The organism is Microbacterium sp. cf046 (genome assembly GCF_900114345.1).
Classification (GTDB): Bacteria; Actinomycetota; Actinomycetes; order Actinomycetales; family Microbacteriaceae; genus Microbacterium.
On the sequence record NZ_FOZJ01000002.1, the window covers coordinates 402,821 to 419,920 of the forward strand.

16 protein-coding genes are annotated in these 17,100 nt (G+C 70.0%); 14 read left to right on the forward strand and 2 right to left on the reverse strand.

Annotation, left to right across the window (positions count from 1 at the left end):
• Positions 1–26 precede the first annotated feature (26 nt).
• Positions 27–377, forward strand: a complete 351-nt coding sequence (locus tag BM349_RS08085; RefSeq protein WP_254773790.1) for an Rv2175c family DNA-binding protein — start codon at positions 27–29, stop codon at positions 375–377.
• 15 nt (positions 378–392) lie between these two features.
• On the opposite strand, the gene BM349_RS08090 is transcribed toward BM349_RS08085, so the two are convergent.
• Positions 393–1,487 (reverse strand): polyprenyl synthetase family protein, encoded by a 1,095-nt coding sequence (locus BM349_RS08090; RefSeq protein ID WP_091705953.1) that lies wholly within the window; start codon positions 1,485–1,487, stop codon positions 393–395.
• A gap of 65 nt (positions 1,488–1,552) precedes the next feature.
• Here BM349_RS08090 and BM349_RS08095 point away from each other — a divergent pair, with 65 nt between their 5' ends.
• The 11 genes from BM349_RS08095 (at position 1,553) to BM349_RS08145 (ending at position 12,886) form a co-directional block, all read left to right on the forward strand.
• Positions 1,553–1,921, forward strand: a complete 369-nt coding sequence (locus tag BM349_RS08095) for a DUF3040 domain-containing protein (protein WP_091705956.1) — start codon at positions 1,553–1,555, stop codon at positions 1,919–1,921.
• Positions 1,922–2,115: 194 nt separating this feature from the next.
• The gene (mraZ, locus tag BM349_RS08100; protein WP_091705959.1) at positions 2,116–2,547 is read left to right on the forward strand and encodes a division/cell wall cluster transcriptional repressor MraZ; all 432 of its coding nucleotides are present in this window, start codon (positions 2,116–2,118) and stop codon (positions 2,545–2,547) included.
• Positions 2,548–2,651: 104 nt separating this feature from the next.
• Complete coding sequence (gene rsmH / locus BM349_RS08105; protein WP_091705962.1) at positions 2,652–3,605, forward strand: 16S rRNA (cytosine(1402)-N(4))-methyltransferase RsmH; 954 nt, start codon at positions 2,652–2,654, stop codon at positions 3,603–3,605.
• Positions 3,602–4,198, forward strand: coding sequence for a cell division protein FtsL (locus tag BM349_RS08110; protein WP_091705965.1), 597 nt, complete (start codon positions 3,602–3,604; stop codon positions 4,196–4,198). Before rsmH ends, BM349_RS08110 begins: the two co-directional genes overlap by 4 nt.
• Positions 4,199–4,202: 4 nt before the next feature.
• On the forward strand, positions 4,203–5,987 hold the full coding sequence (locus tag BM349_RS08115) for a peptidoglycan D,D-transpeptidase FtsI family protein (RefSeq protein ID WP_091705967.1): 1,785 nt from the start codon (positions 4,203–4,205) through the stop codon (positions 5,985–5,987).
• Positions 5,988–6,031: 44 nt separating this feature from the next.
• Entirely contained in the window at positions 6,032–7,459 is a 1,428-nt protein-coding gene (gene murF / locus BM349_RS08120) for a UDP-N-acetylmuramoyl-tripeptide--D-alanyl-D-alanine ligase (protein WP_091705970.1), read from the forward strand.
• Positions 7,456–8,568, forward strand: coding sequence for a phospho-N-acetylmuramoyl-pentapeptide-transferase (mraY, locus tag BM349_RS08125; RefSeq protein WP_091705973.1), 1,113 nt, complete (start codon positions 7,456–7,458; stop codon positions 8,566–8,568). The genes murF and mraY overlap by 4 nt, the downstream gene beginning before the upstream one ends.
• Positions 8,565–10,121: a UDP-N-acetylmuramoyl-L-alanine--D-glutamate ligase gene (murD, locus tag BM349_RS08130; protein ID WP_175525248.1), complete on the forward strand. Its 1,557-nt coding sequence runs from the start codon at positions 8,565–8,567 to the stop codon at positions 10,119–10,121. The genes mraY and murD overlap by 4 nt, the downstream gene beginning before the upstream one ends.
• Complete coding sequence (gene ftsW, locus BM349_RS08135) at positions 10,111–11,352, forward strand: putative lipid II flippase FtsW (RefSeq protein ID WP_091707201.1); 1,242 nt, start codon at positions 10,111–10,113, stop codon at positions 11,350–11,352. The genes murD and ftsW overlap by 11 nt, the downstream gene beginning before the upstream one ends.
• Positions 11,353–11,393: 41 nt before the next feature.
• Complete coding sequence (locus BM349_RS08140; protein ID WP_091705979.1) at positions 11,394–12,473, forward strand: UDP-N-acetylglucosamine--N-acetylmuramyl-(pentapeptide) pyrophosphoryl-undecaprenol N-acetylglucosamine transferase; 1,080 nt, start codon at positions 11,394–11,396, stop codon at positions 12,471–12,473.
• Positions 12,470–12,886, forward strand: coding sequence for a hypothetical protein (locus BM349_RS08145; protein WP_091705981.1), 417 nt, complete (start codon positions 12,470–12,472; stop codon positions 12,884–12,886). The genes BM349_RS08140 and BM349_RS08145 overlap by 4 nt, the downstream gene beginning before the upstream one ends.
• Before the next feature lie 21 nt (positions 12,887–12,907).
• Here BM349_RS08145 and BM349_RS08150 read toward each other — a convergent pair whose 3' ends face one another.
• Positions 12,908–14,491 (reverse strand): alpha/beta hydrolase, encoded by a 1,584-nt coding sequence (locus BM349_RS08150; RefSeq protein WP_139230902.1) that lies wholly within the window; start codon positions 14,489–14,491, stop codon positions 12,908–12,910.
• Between the two features lie 113 nt (positions 14,492–14,604).
• Here BM349_RS08150 and murC point away from each other — a divergent pair, with 113 nt between their 5' ends.
• A complete protein-coding gene (murC, locus tag BM349_RS08155) occupies positions 14,605–16,026 on the forward strand; it encodes a UDP-N-acetylmuramate--L-alanine ligase (RefSeq protein WP_091705985.1) in 1,422 nt (473 codons plus the stop codon).
• A 6-nt stretch (positions 16,027–16,032) separates the two neighbouring features.
• Positions 16,033–17,058 carry a cell division protein FtsQ/DivIB gene (locus BM349_RS08160; RefSeq protein ID WP_091705988.1) on the forward strand — a complete coding sequence of 342 codons (1,026 nt, stop codon included), beginning with the start codon at positions 16,033–16,035 and terminating at the stop codon, positions 17,056–17,058.
• Positions 17,059–17,100: the final 42 nt, after the last annotated feature.

Sequence of the window (17,100 nt, forward strand, 5' to 3'; positions counted from 1 at the left end):
TGCGGCCGGGATGAGATAGTGAATTCGTGACCGCTGATGCCACGCCGCAGATCGAGACCGATTGGCTCACGCTTGCCGACCTGACGGAGGTGCTCGGCGAACCGCTGGGCCGGGTCCGTCGGCTGCTGGACGAGTTCCAGCTCGTCGGCTCCCGCCGTGACGGTGTGCTGAAGGTGCCGGCCGTGTTCATCCTCGACGGCGAGCCCATCGGCTCGCTGCGGGGAACGCTCTACGTCCTGCACGACGCCGGGTTCACGGACGATGAGGCGATCGACTGGCTGCTCACCTCGGAGGATTCGATCGGCATCCCTCCGATCGAGGCGCTCCGCGCCGGTCGCAAGAGTGAAGTGCGCCGCGTGGCGCAGTCCCTCGGCTAGATCAGCGCCCTCGACTCACGTCGTGCGTACGGTGGCCGCACGTGCGAGCTCGCGCAGTTCGCTCACCGCCGCGTTGTCCAGCCGCGCGCCGGAGAGCGCGCGCTCGGCCTCGCGGGAGTAATCCGAGATCAGCTGCTCGACTCGCTCGAGTGCGCCGGTCTCGATGATCGTGCGCTGCAGCGAGGCGATCTGCGCGGCATCCAGCTCGGGATCGCCGACGAGCTCGTCGACGATCCGCCGGGCCGGCGCAGCCAGGCGCTCGCGCGCGTACGCGATCAGCACGGTGCGCTTGCCCTCGCGCAGATCGTCCCCGGACGGCTTGCCGGTCGCCGCCTCGTCGCCGAAGACGCCGAGCACGTCGTCGCGCAGTTGGAAGGCCATGCCGACCGGGTGCCCGAATGCCGCCAGCGCAGCCTGCTGGGAATCGTCCGCTCCAGCCAGGGCGGCGCCGATCGCGAGAGGCTGCTGGATGCTGTAGCGCGCGGACTTGAGCGAGGCCACCCGCAGTGCCCGCTCGGCGTGCCTGTCGTCGGGCTCGCTGACGTAGGCGGACTCCTCGGCGATGTCGAGGAACTGGCCGATCGTCACCTCGCGGCGCATCGTCGCGTACTCGGTGCGCGCCACCGACGCGCGGGAGGGGGATGCCGCGGCGAGCCCCTCTTCGATGAGGTCGTCGCTCCATGCCACCAGGAGATCGCCCAGCAGCACCGCGCCCGATCGCCCGAACGCCGCCGCGTCCCCGGCCCATCCGCGATCGCGGTGCATCGCTTCGAGGGCGCGATGGGCGGCGGGGCGTCCGCGCCGGGTGTCGGAGTTGTCGATCACGTCGTCGTGCACCAGCGCGGCGGCATGGAACACCTCGAGCGCGGCGGCCGCGGCGAGCACCTCGGCAGGCGGCGAACCTGCCTTGCGCGAGGCGTCCTCCACTGCCCTCCACCCGGCGATGCAGAACCGTCCGCGAAGCCGCTTTCCGCCGCCGAGCGCGGTCGCTCCGGCCTCCACGAGGAGCTGGGCCTCGGGTCCGAGATCGGCTGCTGCGACCTCCTGAGCCGCGAGGAAGATGTCCAGACGCTGAGAAACCGCTTCAACAGCATCCGGAGAGGGTGACACGGGCCTAGCCTAGTGATCGACGGCACGCGTACAATCGATGCGTCCGAGCAAGCAGAGGGGGATGCATGCCACTCTCCGAACAGGAGCAGCGTCTGCTCGACGAGATGGAACGCCATCTCATGCGCAATGACGCAGATGTGGTCAGCGCGCCCACCGACGGTCGCACGCTGAGCTACCGCAACATCGTCTACGGCACGATCCTCGTGCTCGTCGGCCTCGGCGCCCTCATCGTCGGAGTGTCGACCCAGCTCATCGTCGTCGGCGTCATCGGCTTCGTCGTGATGCTCGGCGGCGTGATCCTCGCGGTCACCCCGACGCGCGGCATCCCGCGTGGTCCTGTGGACGCAGCCCCGCGGGCGGCGAAGCAGCGGACCAACTCCTCATTCATGGATCGGATGAACGACCGTTGGGATCGTCGGCAAGAAGGGCAATGACCCGCCGGCCATACTGACCGCACCACCTCAGCACCGACCTTCGGGTCGGTGCTTTTCTTTTGCCCGCGTGGAGGTCTGTTCGGCGTCCCGGGGAGCGGGATGGGTTCGTCGGGTCACGAATGGGTGACAAAGTGGAGGAAAGTGGAGTAAAGTGGTGAGCATCCCGCGGGGGCCGGACGAAGGGGGTGGTGGCAATGCTTTTGGGCACGCACACTCCCAAGCTCGACGACAAGGGCCGCGTCATCCTCCCCGCGAAATTCCGCGAAGACCTGGGGGCAGGCATCGTCGTCACACGTGGTCAGGAACGCTGCCTGTACGTGTTCAGCTCCGACGAGTTCGAGCGCATCCACGAACGCATCCGTGAGACGCCGCTCTCGAACAAGCAGGCCCGCGACTTCCTGCGCATGTTCCTCTCCGGCGCGAGCGCCGAGAAGCCCGACAGCCAGAACCGCATCACGATCCCGCCCTCCCTGCGCACGTATGCCGGGCTGGAGAAGGACCTCGTCGTCACCGGCGTCGGCGCGCACGCCGAGATCTGGAACGCCGACTCCTGGAACTCCTACGCCGAGGGCAACGAGTCCAGCTACGCCGAGCTCGAGCAGGAGGTGATCCCGGGCCTGTTCTGAGCCCCCGACCCTGACTCCCAGCCGCTCACGCCCCTGACACACTTCCCCGGTGCCAGGTCAGAGCGGATGGGGATCAGGATCTGGGGACCGGGATCCCGCACACCATGGGACTGCGCGACATCCACACTCCCGTGCTGCTCGACCGCTGCATCGAGCTGCTCGCCCCCTCCCTCGAACGCGACGGTGCGGTGTTCGTCGACGCCACGCTCGGCATGGGCGGGCACTCCGAAGCGTTCCTGGAGCGATTCCCCGGCATCCACCTGGTGGGCCTTGACCGCGACAAGGACGCGTTGGAGATCGCGGCCGAGCGCCTCGCCAGATTCGAAGACCGCATCACCCTCGTGCACACCGTCTACGACGGAATCGAGGCGGCCCTCGAGTCGGCCGGCTTCGAGGCAGCAGACGGCATCCTCTTCGACCTGGGCGTCTCCTCTCTGCAGCTCGATGTCGCCGAGCGCGGCTTCGCCTACTCCCAGGACGCGCCGCTGGACATGCGCATGGATCAGACGACCGGCCCGATGGCCTCGTACGTCCTGGCGACCTACAGCGAGGGCGAGCTCCGCCGCATCTTCGAGCGCTACGGCGAGGAGAAGCTGGCGGGGCGGTATGCCCGGGCCATCATCAAGGCGCGCGAGACCGAGCCGATCGAGCGATCGGGGCAGCTGGTCGAGATCCTCGTCGCGGCGACGCCGTACGCGGCGCAGCGCACGGGTCACCCGGCCAAGCGCGTGTTCCAGGCGCTGCGCATCGAGGTCAACGGGGAGCTCGCGGTGCTCGAGCGCGCGATCCCGGCGGCGCTCGAGGTCATCCCCGTCGGTGGTCGCATCGTGGTCATGGCGTACCAGTCGCTCGAAGACCGTCTCGTCAAGCGGGCGCTCGCCGAGGCGTCGGCATCCACATCCCCCGCGGGCCTCCCGGTCGAACTGCCGGAGCATGCGCCTCGGTTCCGTCTTCTGGTGAAGGGCGCCGAGCTCGCCTCCGACGAGGAGCGCGCCCGCAATCCGCGTGCGACGCCGGTGCGCCTGCGCGCAGCCGAGCGACTGAGGTCAGCCGCATGAGCGCCGTCGCGCAGGGCACGTCTGCGGTCGCCGGTGTCGGAGCGGAGCGGAAGGGCGCCCCGGGCAGGCGCCTCCGCGTCGTCGAAGAGCCCTCGCGCCGGCGTCGGCCGAAGCTGATCTACGGCATCGTGGCGCTGGTCGGCGCCCTCACGATCGGCGCCGCGCAGATGGCCCTGTCGATCCTCACGACGCAGAGCTCGTACGAGCTGTCCACGTTGAACCAGGAGGCGCGGCAGCTCACCTGGCAGAAGCAGATCCTGTACGACGACGTCGCCGGGCTGAGCTCGCCGCAGTACCTCGCGGCGAACGCGTCGGCGCTCGGCATGGTGATCGACGAGTCGCCGAGCTATCTGCGCCTGAGCGACGGCGCGCTGCTCGGTGCTGGCCAGGCGGCGCTGGGCGCGTCCTCGGTCGACGCGATCGGCCGTGCGTCGGTGCCTAACGCGCTGATCACCGACACGCCGCTCGTCACCGCGCCGGACGCCACGATCGAGGGGGCGCCGGTCGAGACCGACGTCGCGGTGACCGACGGAGGAGTCGCGAACACACCGCCGCCGCTCACCGACGGACTGCCCACCCCGAGCACACACTGAGTACATGACCACCAGAAGCACGCGCAGCCCTCGCCGTCGCACAGTGGTCGCCCTCGCCGTCGTGCTCGCGGTGCTGGCCGGGTTCATCGTCCGCCTGGTGGACATCCAGATCGTCAACGCCGACGACCACATCGCCGACTCGATGCAGGTCGCCCTCGGCGCCTCGCGGACGCTCTACGGCACGCGGGGAGAGATCGTCGACGAGACCGGGCAGACGCTGGCGGGCAGCATCCTGCTCTACGACGGCGTGCTGGACCCGAAGAACGTCGGTCCGCTCACGCGCGAGGACGAGGACGGCAAGCGCGTCGCGGTGCCGTGGAAGGATGTCGCCGCCGAGATCGGCGCGATCACGGGGCAGACCTCCGACGAGGTGCAGAAGATCGTCGCGGACGCGCTCGCGGACGACCCCGACTCGCAGTTCGCGTACCTCAAGCGCGGCCTCACCACCGAGCAGTACCGCGCGCTCGTCGACATCGGCGCGCCGTTCCTGACGTTCGACGCGCACCCGGCCCGGACCTATCCGGACGGAGCCGTCGCGGGCAACCTCGTCGGATTCATGGGGATGGACGGCGAAGCGCTGGCGGGCATCGAGCAGAGCCAGAACGACTGCCTGCTCGCGACCAACGGCACCCTGTCGTTCCAGAAAGGGAAGGACGGCGTCGTCATCCCCGGAACCGAGGTGCAGCAGCCTGCGGTCAACGGCGGCACCCTGCAGCTCACGATCAACCGCGACCTGCAGTGGTACCTGCAGCAGCTGATCGCCGAGCAGGTACAGGACATGGCGGCACAGCGCGGAACGATCACCGTCGTCGAGGTCGCGACCGGCAAGATCCGTGCGGCGGCCGAATACCCGTCGATGGACCCGAACGACGTGGACGCCTCGGAGCCGTCGAACCGCAACAGCCACATCTTCCTCGACACCTTCGAGCCCGGCTCGACCTTCAAGGCGCTGACCGGCTCGATCGTGCTGGACGCAGGCGGTCAGGATCTCTCCTCGACGGTGATCGCCTCCAGCAGCGAGACCTTCCCGAACGGTGCGCGGGTGCGCGACGCGTTCCAGCACGATGCGTACGCGTACACGCTGGCCGGCGTGCTCATCGACTCGTCCAACGCCGGCATCTCGAAGTTCAGCGAGAAGGTCAGTGCGCAGACGCGCTTCGACTACCTGCAGAAGTTCGGCATCGGCACCGGCAGCGCGGTCGACTTCGAGGGCGAGTCGCAGGGACTGCTGTACCCGGTCGATCAGTGGGACAACCAGCAGCTGTACAACACCTCGTTCGGGCAGGGCGTCACCACGACCGTGCCGGAGCTCATGGGCGCGTACGACGCGATCGCCAACGGAGGACTGCGGATGCCGCTGTCGCTGGTGGAGTCGTGCACGAAGGCGGACGGCACGGTGGTCACTCCGACGCTTCCCGAGCCGACGCAGGTGATCAGCGGCGAGACGTCCGCCGAGATGCGCCAGATCCTCGAGAACGTCGCGATGCAGGCCAGCTACGCGGAGCAGATCCAGATCCCCGGCTACCGGCTGGCGACCAAGACCGGTACCGGTGAGAAGTCCGACGGCCACGGCGGCTACAAGGCGGGGGTCTACTTCACGACCATGATCGGGTTCGCGCCCGCCGAGAACCCGCAGTACCTGGTCGCCGTGACGCTCGACGAGCCCACTAAGGTAACCTCGTCTTCGGCCAACGCACCGGCGTTCCAGAAGGCCATGACCCAGGTGCTCAAGACGTACCGGGTGATGCCCACGACGACGGCGCCGACGCTGCTTCCGAAGTTCGGCTGATCCCTGCCGACGCCGCAGCAGCGTCTGATCCGGCCGGAGAATCGATGATCGCGCTCACCCTCGCTCAGCTCGCCGACGTCCTCGACGGACGCCTGCATCTCGCCCCCGGCGACACCCCCGACACCGTGGTCAGCGGCGGCGTGGACACCGACTCGCGCCTGATGCAGCCCGGCGGGATCTTCGTCGCCAAGCCCGGCGAGGTGACTGACGGGCACCTGTTCGTCGACGCGGCGGTCGCGGGCGGCGCGACCGTGGCGATCGTCGAGCGCGTGGTCGCGGCATCCGTCACGCAGGTCGTCGTCGCGGACGCGATCGCCGCTCTCGCAGATCTGGCCCGCCACGTCGTCGGGCGGGTGCGGGATGCCGGAGACCTCCGGATCGTCGGAATCACCGGGTCCAACGGCAAGACCACCACCAAGAACCTGCTCGCCCGGATCCTGGAGGACGAAGGCGAGACGGTCGCCGCCCGCGCGTCCTTCAACAACGAGGTCGGGGCGCCTCTCACGATGCTCCGTGTCACGGACACCACCCGGTTCCTGGTGAGCGAGTTCGGAGCGAGTGCCCCCGGCGAGATCGCGCGGCTCGCAGGGCTGGTCGAACCCGACGTCGGCGTCGTGCTCATGGTCGGCATGGCGCACGCCGGTGGATTCGGCGGGATCGATGCGACGTTCCAGGCCAAGTCGGAGCTCGTGCGCGCGGTCCGTCCCGGCGGTCTGACGGTGCTCAACCTCGACGATCCCCGTGTCGCCGCGATGGCGCCGATCGCCGCTGAGCGGGGAGTGTCGGTGCGGTGGTTCGGCCGCGGCGCCGGCGCAGACGTCCGCGCGGACGAGGTCGAGGTCACGGCGGACGGGACGCGCTGCGTCGTGACCGTGGCGGAGGGCTCGGGCGATGCCGTCTCGGCGGCACTGCACCTGCGCGTCCTCGGCGAGCACCACGTGATGAACGCGCTCGCGGCGATCGCCACGGCGACGGCTCTGGGCGTGTCGCTCCAGGATTGCGTCGCCCGGCTGGAGACGGTCGAGCTCGCCGAGCGGTGGCGCATGCAGCCCCTCGGGTCGGAGCGGGTGCGGATCATCAACGACGCGTACAACGCGAGCCCCGATTCGATGGCCGCCGCCCTGCGCACCCTCGCCCAGATCACCGGTCCGGGCGAGCGCACCGTAGCGGTGCTGGGCGCCATGAGCGAGCTCGGCGAGTACGCCGACGAGGAGCACGATCGCGTCGGCCTGCTCGCGGTGCGGCTCGGCATCCAGCGCATCGTCATCGTCGGCCCCGCCGCGCGTCGCATGTACCTCGAGGCCGTCGCCCAGGGCTCGTGGGACGCGGAGGCGATCTTCTTCGCGACCGCCGACGAGGCCTACGAATACCTGCTCGGCGAGCTGCGCGACGGTGACCGCGTGCTCGTGAAGTCATCCAACTCGGCGGGTCTGCGGTTCCTGGGCGATCGTCTGGGAGAATCCTTCTCGTGAGATCACTTCTGACGGCGGCGGCGATCTCGCTGGCATTCACGCTCTTCCTCACGCCCGTCTTCCTGCGGCTCTTCCGCAGATGGGGCTGGGGTCAGGTCATCCGCACGCCCGAGAGCGTGCACAACCCGAGCCACGAGGAGAAGCGCGGCACGCCCACGATGGGCGGCACGATCTTCATCGTCGGCACGATCGTCGGATATCTCGCGGGTGCCTTCACGGGGAACAATCCACCGACGATCTCGGGCTGGCTGGTCGTGTGGATGATGGTCGGCTTCGGCGCCGTCGGCTTCATCGACGACTACATGAAGGTGCGAAGCCAGCGCAGCCTCGGGCTCAGCGGGTGGCGCAAGATCGTCGGCCAGATCCTCGTGGCCGTGCCGTTCGGCATCGTGGCCCTGAACTTCCCGAACGCCTGGAGCCAGACCCCGGCCTCGCCCTACATCTCGGTCTTCCGGGATGTGCCGATGCTGTCGTTCATGGCGCTCGGACCCATCATCGGCTGGCTCCTCTACCTGGCGTGGGTCTCCTTCATCGGGGTCGCCTTCTCCAACAGCACGAACGTCACGGACGGCCTCGACGGTCTGGCCGCGGGCGCCGCGATCTTCGTCGTGGGCGCCTACAGCCTCATCGCGTTCTGGCAGTTCAACCAGGCATGCGCGGGGGGTGGCGACCTCGCGCCGGCGCTGCAGCCCGCCTGCTACGACACGAGGGATCCGTTCGACCTGGCGATCGTCTCGGCCGCGTTCATCGGCGCATTGGTGGGCTTCCTCTGGTGGAACGCGCCGAAGGCGCAGGTCTTCATGGGCGATGTGGGCTCGATGGCCATCGGCGGCGTCATCGCCGCGATGGCGATCCTCACGCGCACCGAGCTGCTCGCGGTGCTCGTCGCCGGCGTCTACGTCATCGGCCCCGGCTCGGTGATCCTGCAGCGCCTCTACTTCAAGCTCACCCGCGGCAAACGCCTGTTCCTGATGAGCCCCTTCCACCACCACCTCGAGATGCGCGGCTGGTCGGAGATCACGATCGTCGTGCGCATGTGGATCATCGCCGGACTCCTGGCCGTCTCGGGCATCGGCTTCTTCTACGTCGAATGGCTCTCGCGCACATGAGCGATGCTCGCCTCGACGGGTTGACGAGCTGGCACGCCGACTGGAAAGGGCTGCGTGTCGCCGTGCTCGGGCTCTCCGTCACCGGCTTCGCCGTCGCCGACACCCTCGCCGAACTCGGCGCGGACGTGGTCGTCTACTCCGAGTCGGCGGATCCGGAGTACGAGCGACTCCTGCCGGTGATCGGCGTGCGGTCGTGGATCGGACCGCTCTCGAGCGTGCCGGAGGACCTGGGCGGGTTCGCACCCGAAGTCGTGATCGCCTCGCCCGGCTTCGCGCCGTCTCACGCGGTGATCGTGTGGGCGCAGGATGCCGGCATCGCGGTGTGGGGCGACGTCGAACTCGCCTGGCGGGTGCGCGACAAGGTCGTCCGCGCCGACGGCACCCCGGCGGACTGGGCGCTCATCACCGGAACCAACGGCAAGACAACGACGACCAGGCTGGCGGCGACCATGATGGTCGAGGGCGGCCTTCGTGCCGTGCCGGTCGGCAACATCGGCACGCCGGTGCTCGACGCCGTGCGGGATCCGGAGGGCTTCGACGTCCTCGTCGTGGAGCTGTCGAGTCACCAGCTCTGGTATCTCGGCCTGCAGAGCGGACCCGACCGGCTCTCACCGCTCGCGAGCGTGTGCCTGAACCTCGCCGACGACCACCTCGAGTGGCACGGCTCCTTCGAGGCGTACCGCGATGCGAAGGCGCACGTCTACGACAACACGCGCGTCGCGTGCATCTACAACAAGGCGGATGCCGCGACCCGCGAGATGGTCGAGGACGCCGAGGTCGTCGACGGAGCCCGCGCGATCGGGTTCGATCTGGGAGTGCCGGGGCCGAGCGACCTGGGCGTGGTGGACGGCATCCTGGTCGATCGCGCCTTCCTCGAAGACCGTCGCACGAGCGCGCTCGAGCTGACGACGGTGGCCGAGCTCGCCGCGCAGGGACTCGCGGCGCCGCACATGGTCGCGAACGTCCTCGCCGCGAGCGCGCTGGCTCGCTCCGTCGATGTGACCCCCACGGCGATCCGCGACGCACTGCGCGGGTTCCGTCTCGATCCGCACCGGATCGAGGTGATCGAGATCGCCGGCGGCATCACCTGGGTCGACGACTCGAAGGCAACGAACCCGCACGCGGCGGCCTCGTCGCTGGCCGCGTACCCGGGCGCCGTCTGGGTCGTGGGCGGGCTGCTGAAGGGCGTCGACATCTCCGATCTCGTCGCCTCGCGGGGTGGCAGCGTGAAAGCGGCCATCGTCATCGGCGTCGACCGGGACGCGGTGGTCGCGGCGTTCTCGCGACACGCGCCCGCAGTCCCGGTGTTCGAGGTGGACGCCGATGAGACTGAAGAGGTCATGGCACGGGTTGTCGAGCTGGCGGCCGGGATCGCGCGTGACGGGGACGTGGTACTGCTCGCCCCCGCCGCGGCATCCTTCGACCAGTTCACCTCCTACGCCGATCGCGGCCGGCGATTCGCCGCCGCGGTGCGAGAGCGGATCGGGAGGGGGACCGGTGGCGAACACGACCCAGACCCCGCCGCGGACCCGTCCCCAGGCGATCGCCCCTGACCCCAAGCCACGTCGCGGTCTCGCCGCGCGGGTCTCGCTCGGCCGCGTCTTCGCGCCGGTGCCCAGCGAGTTCCTTTTCATCGCGTCCACCGCGCTCCTGCTGACCGGGTTCGGCCTCGTGATGGTCCTCTCGGCGACGTCGGCCACGGCCACGGCCGCGGGCGAGCCTCCGTACGAGGCGGTCATCAAGCAGGCCGTGTTCGCCGTGATCGGCATCCCGCTGATGTTCGTCGCGAGCCGGCTGCCGATCAGCTTCTGGAAGCGCGCCGCGTGGCCCGCGCTGATCGGCGCGGTGCTGTTCCAGCTGCTCGTCTTCGTCCCCGGCCTCGGGGTCGAGGCGAACGGAAACCGCAACTGGATCATGATCGGCGGGTTCCAGTTCCAGCCCGCCGAGTTCCTGAAGCTCGGCCTGGCGCTGTGGATGGGCTACGTCCTGTTCCGCAAGCAGACGCTGCTGGGTCTGTGGCGGCACGTGTTCATCCCTGTCGTGCCGGTCGGCGCGCTGGTGATCGCGACTGTCCTGGCGGGTCACGACCTCGGCACAGCCATGATCCTCGTGCTGATCCTGCTCGGGGCGCTGTTCTTCTCGGGTGTGAAGCTGCGCATCTTCATCCTGCCGCTGCTGGTCTCGGCCGCGGTGGTCGCAGGCCTCGCGGTGACCAGCCCCGACCGGATGCGGCGCATCATGAGCTTCCTGGACGCCGACTGCCTGGCCGACTACTTCAACAGCTGCTACCAGCCGCTGCACGGCATCTGGGGACTCGCCGGCGGCGGTGTCTTCGGCCTGGGGCTGGGCAACTCCAAGGAGAAGTACGACTGGCTGCCCGCGGCGGCCAACGACTACATCTTCGCGATCGTCGGCGAGGAGCTCGGCCTGATCGGATGCGCCGTGGTGCTCGCGCTGTTCGCCCTGTTCGCGGTCGGCGCGTTCCACGTGATCCGCAAGACCGACGACCCGTTCGTTCGGATCGTCTCGGGAGCCATCACGGTCTGGATCGTCGGTCAGGCGCTCATCAACATCGGCGTCGTGCTGCGCGTGTTCCCCGTGCTGGGCGTGCCGCTGCCGTTCATGTCGCAGGGCGGCACGTCGCTCCTGTCGGTGCTCGTCGCGTCGGGCGTGCTGCTGTCGTTCGCGCGCACGCTCCCCGAGGCCGAAGCGAAGCGGCGCGACGCGATCCAGCGGGCCGCGGTGCGCCGTCAGCGTGCGGCATCCGCCGGGCGCAAAGGCTGACCCGCCCCAGGCCGCGACCGGCGAAAAGGTAAGCTCACACGGTGACGACGTACCTCCTCGCCGGCGGCGGCACCGCCGGACACGTCAACCCGCTGCTGGCCGTCGCCGACGCGCTGCGGGAGCGTGAACCCGACGCGCAGATCCTCGTCCTGGGGACGCGCGAGGGGCTCGAGGCGCGGCTGGTGCCCGAGCGCGGCTACGAGCTGCTGTTCGTGGACAAGGTGCCGTTCCCTCGGCGCCCCGACAAGGCCGCCGCAGCCTTCCCCGCGCGCTTCCGCCGTGCGATCGCGCAGGTCCGAGGCCATATCCGCGAGCGCGGCGTCGACGTGGTGGTCGGCTTCGGCGGCTACGCGGCGGCCCCCGCGTACGTCGCCGCCCGTGGAGCGCGCGTGCCCGTGATCGTGCACGAGGCCAACGCGAAGCCCGGCATGGCCAACGCCCTCGGCGCCCGTCGCGCCGTCGGCGTCGGAGTCGCCTTCGAAGGGACGCCGATCAAGCGCGGACGCCTCGTCGGCATGCCGCTCCGGCGCGAGATCGTCGACCTCGACCGCGCGGCCCTCCGTGACGAGGCGGCCGCGCATTTCGAGCTGGACGCCGCGCGCTCGACCCTGCTCGTCTTCGGCGGCTCGCTCGGAGCACAGCGGCTCAACGAGGCCTTCAGCGGTGCATGGCAGGACGTCCTGGACGCAGGCTGGCAGCTGCTGCACGTGACGGGGGAGCGGTCGGACCTCCCTGACCCGGGAGTCCCGGGGTACGCGATGCGCCGCTATGTGGACCGCATGGACCTCGCCTTCGCCCTGTGCGACCTGATCGTCTCGCGCGCCGGCGCCGCGACGGTGAGCGAGATCAGTGCGCTCGGCATCCCCGCGGTCTACGTCCCGTACGCGGTCGGCAACGGAGAGCAGGCGCTGAACGCTGCGTCCGCCGTGCGCGCCGGTGCGGCGATCCTGATCCCGGATGCGGAGTTCACGGCCGATCGGGTGCGGTCGGAGGTCGTGCCCCTGCTGGCCGACGAGCGCCGACGGGCGGCGATGACGGATGCTGCGGCATCCGTCGGCATCCGCAACGGCACCCAGAACGTCGTCGCGATGATCGACGAGGCGCTGCGAGGACGCGCGTGATCCGCCGCCGGGTCGTCACCGCCGCGCTGATCCTCTGCGCCGCGGGAGCGATGATGGCCGGATGCGCCTCGGGCCCGGTGGAGCCGGGCTCGGTGCCGACGCCGCAGCCGTTCCTCGATCGGACGCCGCTCCCCTCCTGCGGCGCGATCACCCTGGCGCAGGGCGACGAGATACCCGCAGAGAACCTCGACTGCCTGGAATCGGCCGGTGACGAAGGAGCCGAGCTCTCGGTGACGCGTCCGACGACGGAGGGCGACCCCGTCACGGAGTACTACCGCGTGCTGCCCGGCGGCGGCTGGGAGGCCTACCTCGACGGCAGCATGGACCGCCACGGCGGCCAGTGGTGGTTCACCGATTGCCCCGACGCCCGTGGCCTCGAGGATCTCGCCCAGTGCCGGGGGATTCCGCTCTGATCCGCCCGCCGGCCCGGGCCGTCACGGGACGGTGAAGACCGGCGCGGTCACCTCGGCGATGCAGGGCTCGGCCACCGGCGCCTCCGGGTCGGCGAGGAACGAATTGATCACCACCACGGGGCACGGGTTCTGGAGGATCACCTGGTGGCCGAGGCCCGGAAAGTTCACGACCTGCGACGCGCTCAGGAACGGCGTGGCTGCGTCCTGCCAGTACGGAGCGGTCACCGCATCGAACGTTCCCCCGAGGAACAGCACGGGGACATCGCTGACAGTGTCCGCGTGCGCGTGCTCGTCGGCCGGCGCCACATCCCAGATCTCGCAGTCGGCGAAGAAGCGGGGCACCTGCGGCAGCTGACTGAGCACGGTCTCGGGGAATTCAGGCAGCGCCTCGGACGCGAGCGCGACGACCTCGTCCAGGCTGGTCCGGGGGATGTCCTCGCTGCAGAACACACTCCACTGCAGGCCCAGGCCGACCAGGCCCGCCGCCGGAAGGTACTGGATGACGCTCGACGCGATGCCCGTGCCGTCGCCGGACGCGATCTCGTGGATCAGTTCGGGGAGATCGGCCGAGTAGGCGGGTCCGGTTGCAAGTCGAAGGACGGCGACGTTCGCGAGTTTGTAGCCATCCACCACGACCGAGACGGTCTCTCCCGACGCGGTGGTCACGGGCACGACGAGAGGCTCGGCCTCGAGCCGGTTGATCGTGTCGGTGAATTCAGCCTCGAGGTCGGGATACGCGGCCGCGCATGCCGGCTGCGCGGCGCACGCCGCGTACATCTGGTCGAAGGCGGCGGCAGAAGTCGGCCAGAAGTCAGCGGTCCAGCGGGTGTTGGGCGGCACGACGGAATCCAGCACGACGCTGCGGACGCCCTCAGGATGATCGCGGAGCACCGTCAGGGCGAGCGCGGTGCCATAGGAGACCCCGTACAGGTTCCACTCATCGATGCCCATGGCCACGCGCAGGTCCGCGATGTCCGCCGCGTTCTCCGCGGTGTTGAAGGAGTCGAGCAGCACCCCGTCATCGACGAGGCGGTCGCGGCACGCGGCGGTGGCGGCGTCCGACTTCTCCGCCATAGCCGGATCGGAGGCTGCCAGTCCCACTGCCTCGGCGTAGAAGGCATCCTGCTCGGGACAGGAGAGGAACGGATCACTGTGATACGTGCCGCGCTGGTCGACGAACACCACGTCGTGCTCCGCGTTCATGCCGGCCGCCACCGCGTTCGCGGCGCTGACCAGCGCCGGGGCGCCGGGTCCGCCGTCGAGATAGACGATCGGATCAGACGCGGGTGTCGGCGACACCGCGCGGACGGTGGCGACCGCGATGCGCACGGTCGGGCCGTCCGGGTCGCTGCGCGTCTCGGGGACGGTGAGGTATCCGCACGTGTACTCGGGCCCGAGGTCCAGCAAGTGCGTGCCCTCGACGTTCGGAGTCGGACACGGGGCCTCTTCGTACGAGGCCTCGTACGGCGCGACCGGTTCGGGCGTCGCGGACGGCGTCGCCGCCGGCACGCCCCCGAACGTGCAGCCGAGCACCGAAACCCCGATGAGCGCCAGGGCCGCGGCGAGACTGAACATGCGGAACGAGGACCGGCGAGGTTGATGCACGGACCCGAACTTATTCCCACAGACGAACCCGGCGGAAGGGGCATCATGCGACCGCTCACCGGCCAGCGCGCCGGGACCTCCTCCCAGGTCGCCCAATCTAGGATTGACGGGTCATGATCAGACCCGACCTCAGCCTTCCCATTCCCGAGCACATCGCCGCGGCGCACTTCATCGGCATCGGCGGATCCGGCATGTCGGGGCTGGCCCGGATGTTCCTCGACCGCGGCATCCGCGTGTCCGGCTCGGATCGCGCCGACAGTCAGGCGCTGCGTGATCTGGCGGCACGGGGAGCCACCGTGTTCGTCGGTCACGACGCGGCGAACCTGGGCGACGCGGACACGGTGATCCACACCGGGGCGATCTGGCCGGAGAACCCGGAATTCGTCCTGGCGAAGGAACGGGGGATGCCGGTCATCCACCGTTCGCAGGCGCTGTACTGGCTCATCGGCGGGCGCCGCCTGGTGTCCGTCGCAGGCGCGCACGGCAAGACGACCTCGACCGGCATGATCGTGACCGCGCTGCGGGCGCTCGACGAGGATCCGACGTTCGTGAACGGCGGCGTGATCGCCCAGCTGGGCGCCTCGAGCGCGACCGGCTCGGACGACCTGTTCGTGATCGAGGCCGACGAGTCCGACGGGACCTTCCTGCTCTACGACACCTCGATCGCCCTGATCACGAACGTCGACCCCGACCACCTCGATCACTACGGCACCGACGACGCCTTCGTCGACGCGTTCGCGACATTCGCCAATCGCGCTCGCGAGGCTGTCGTGATCTCCTCCGACGACACGGGAGCGCGCGCCGTCGCCGAGCGCCTGACGCACCCGAACGTGGTCACCTTCGGCGAAGCGGATGAGGCGGACGTGCGCGTCTCGGACGTGCGCACCGATGGCCCGGTCTCGTTCACGATCACTCACGGCGGGGTCTCGGCTGCCGCGCGACTGGCAGTCCCGGGAGCGCACAACGCGATCAACGCGGCCGGTGCGGTGGCGGTGCTGCTCACCCTCGGTCACGGCCTGGAGGCGGCCGTGCGGGCCGTCGAGGGCTTCGAGGGCACCGTCCGCAGGTTCGAGCTGCACGGGGTGCAGCGCGGTGTGAGCGTCTTCGACGACTACGCGCACCACCCGACCGAGGTGGAAGCCGCCCTCGTGGCCGCGCGCACGGTCGTCGGCGACGGACGCATCATCGCGATCCAGCAGCCGCACACCTACTCCCGGACGCAGCAGATGTACCGCGAGTTCGCCCACGTGCTCGAGCAGCACGCCGACCACACGGTGATGCTCGACGTGTACGGCGCCCGCGAAGACCCGGTACCGGGCGTGACCGGCGAGCTGGTCTCGGGCGCCTTCGAAGACCCCGGCCACGTGCACTACGTCGCCGACTGGCAGCAGGCCGCGGACTACACCGCCTCGGTCGCCCGCGACGGCGACTACGTGATCACGCTCGGGTGCGGCAACGTGTACCAGATCATCCCGCAGGTGCTCGATGCGCTCTCGCGCACCGACGGCGCGCAGCCCGAGGGCACGGGGGAGTAGCAGCGCATGCGCCGGCCGACGCCTCTTCCGCCGCCGGCGGACGCATCGACGGATGCCGCCGTCACGGCCGCCGAGCGCGGTTCGGCAGTCGCCGTCGACGAGGACACGGGTGCGGTCGCCCTGCCCGAGGCGGACCGCACCGCAGTCACCGGCGAGGATCGTCCAATCGCGCCGGTCATCCCGCTGACCTCTCCCACGCCCATGCAGCGGCCGGCGGATCTGCCCGAGACGGCAGTCCCGCTCGGAGAGCCGCCGGTGGAGGACCCACCGGTGCGGATCCGCGACGTGTGGGCGGCCGCGCGGGCGCGACGGAAGGCGCTGCGCGCGGAGGTGCGCCGGTTCACCGGCCGGCAGCGCCGCAGACGCCTGCTGTTGCTCGGCGGCGCAGCATCCGTGCTCCTGCTCGTGCTCGTGACGCTCGGCGCCGCGTACAGTCCGCTGTTCGCGGTCGAGCAGATCCGCATCGTCGGGTCCGAGAAGCTCGACACGCTCGCGCTGGAGGCGGCGCTGAAGGACCAGCTCGGCACGCCGCTCCCGCTGGTGGACGAGAGCGCAGTGAAGGCCGTCCTCGTGACGTTCCCCCTTGTGGAGTCCTACACGCTCGAGGCGCGGCCGCCGCACGAGCTCGTCGTTCGCATCGTGGAGCGCACGCCGATCGGGCTCATCCAGACCCGGGCCGGCTACACGCTCGTCGACGCGGCAGGGGTCGCGCTGTCCACGTCCGGGACGCCGGCGCCGGGTCAGCCCCTCGTCACGGTCCAGGGCGGCACCGACTCGCCGGCGTTCACCGCGATCGGGCTCGTCATGCGCTCGCTTCCCGACTCGATCCGCAACCAGGTGACCGCGGTCTCGGCATCCACCCCGGATGACGTGACGCTCACCCTGGGCGGCGCGAACGCGCAGGTCGTGTGGGGCAGCGCGGAGGATTCCGCGATGAAGGCACTTGTGCTGGAGAAGGCCATGGCTGCCCGGCCGCCGGCATCCGTCAGCGTCTACGACGTGTCCTCGCCGCGGGCGATCGTCATCCGCTGAGCCGTCGTCGTGCCCCGATCCGGTCGGTTCCGACCGGGATGT

What these genes read in the sequence shown, in the direction of transcription:
- BM349_RS08095 (WP_091705956.1), top strand. Translation starts at nt 1,553, where the DNA reads ATGCCACTCTCCGAACAGGAGCAGCGTCTGCTCGACGAGATGGAACGC.
- mraZ (WP_091705959.1), top strand. Translation starts at nt 2,116, where the DNA reads ATGCTTTTGGGCACGCACACTCCCAAGCTCGACGACAAGGGCCGCGTC.
- rsmH (WP_091705962.1), top strand. Translation starts at nt 2,652, where the DNA reads ATGGGACTGCGCGACATCCACACTCCCGTGCTGCTCGACCGCTGCATC.
- BM349_RS08110 (WP_091705965.1), top strand. Translation starts at nt 3,602, where the DNA reads ATGAGCGCCGTCGCGCAGGGCACGTCTGCGGTCGCCGGTGTCGGAGCG.
- BM349_RS08115 (WP_091705967.1), top strand. Translation starts at nt 4,203, where the DNA reads ATGACCACCAGAAGCACGCGCAGCCCTCGCCGTCGCACAGTGGTCGCC.
- murF (WP_091705970.1), top strand. Translation starts at nt 6,032, where the DNA reads ATGATCGCGCTCACCCTCGCTCAGCTCGCCGACGTCCTCGACGGACGC.
- murD (WP_175525248.1), top strand. Translation starts at nt 8,565, where the DNA reads ATGAGCGATGCTCGCCTCGACGGGTTGACGAGCTGGCACGCCGACTGG.
- murC (WP_091705985.1), top strand. Translation starts at nt 14,605, where the DNA reads ATGATCAGACCCGACCTCAGCCTTCCCATTCCCGAGCACATCGCCGCG.
- BM349_RS08160 (WP_091705988.1), top strand. Translation starts at nt 16,033, where the DNA reads ATGCGCCGGCCGACGCCTCTTCCGCCGCCGGCGGACGCATCGACGGAT.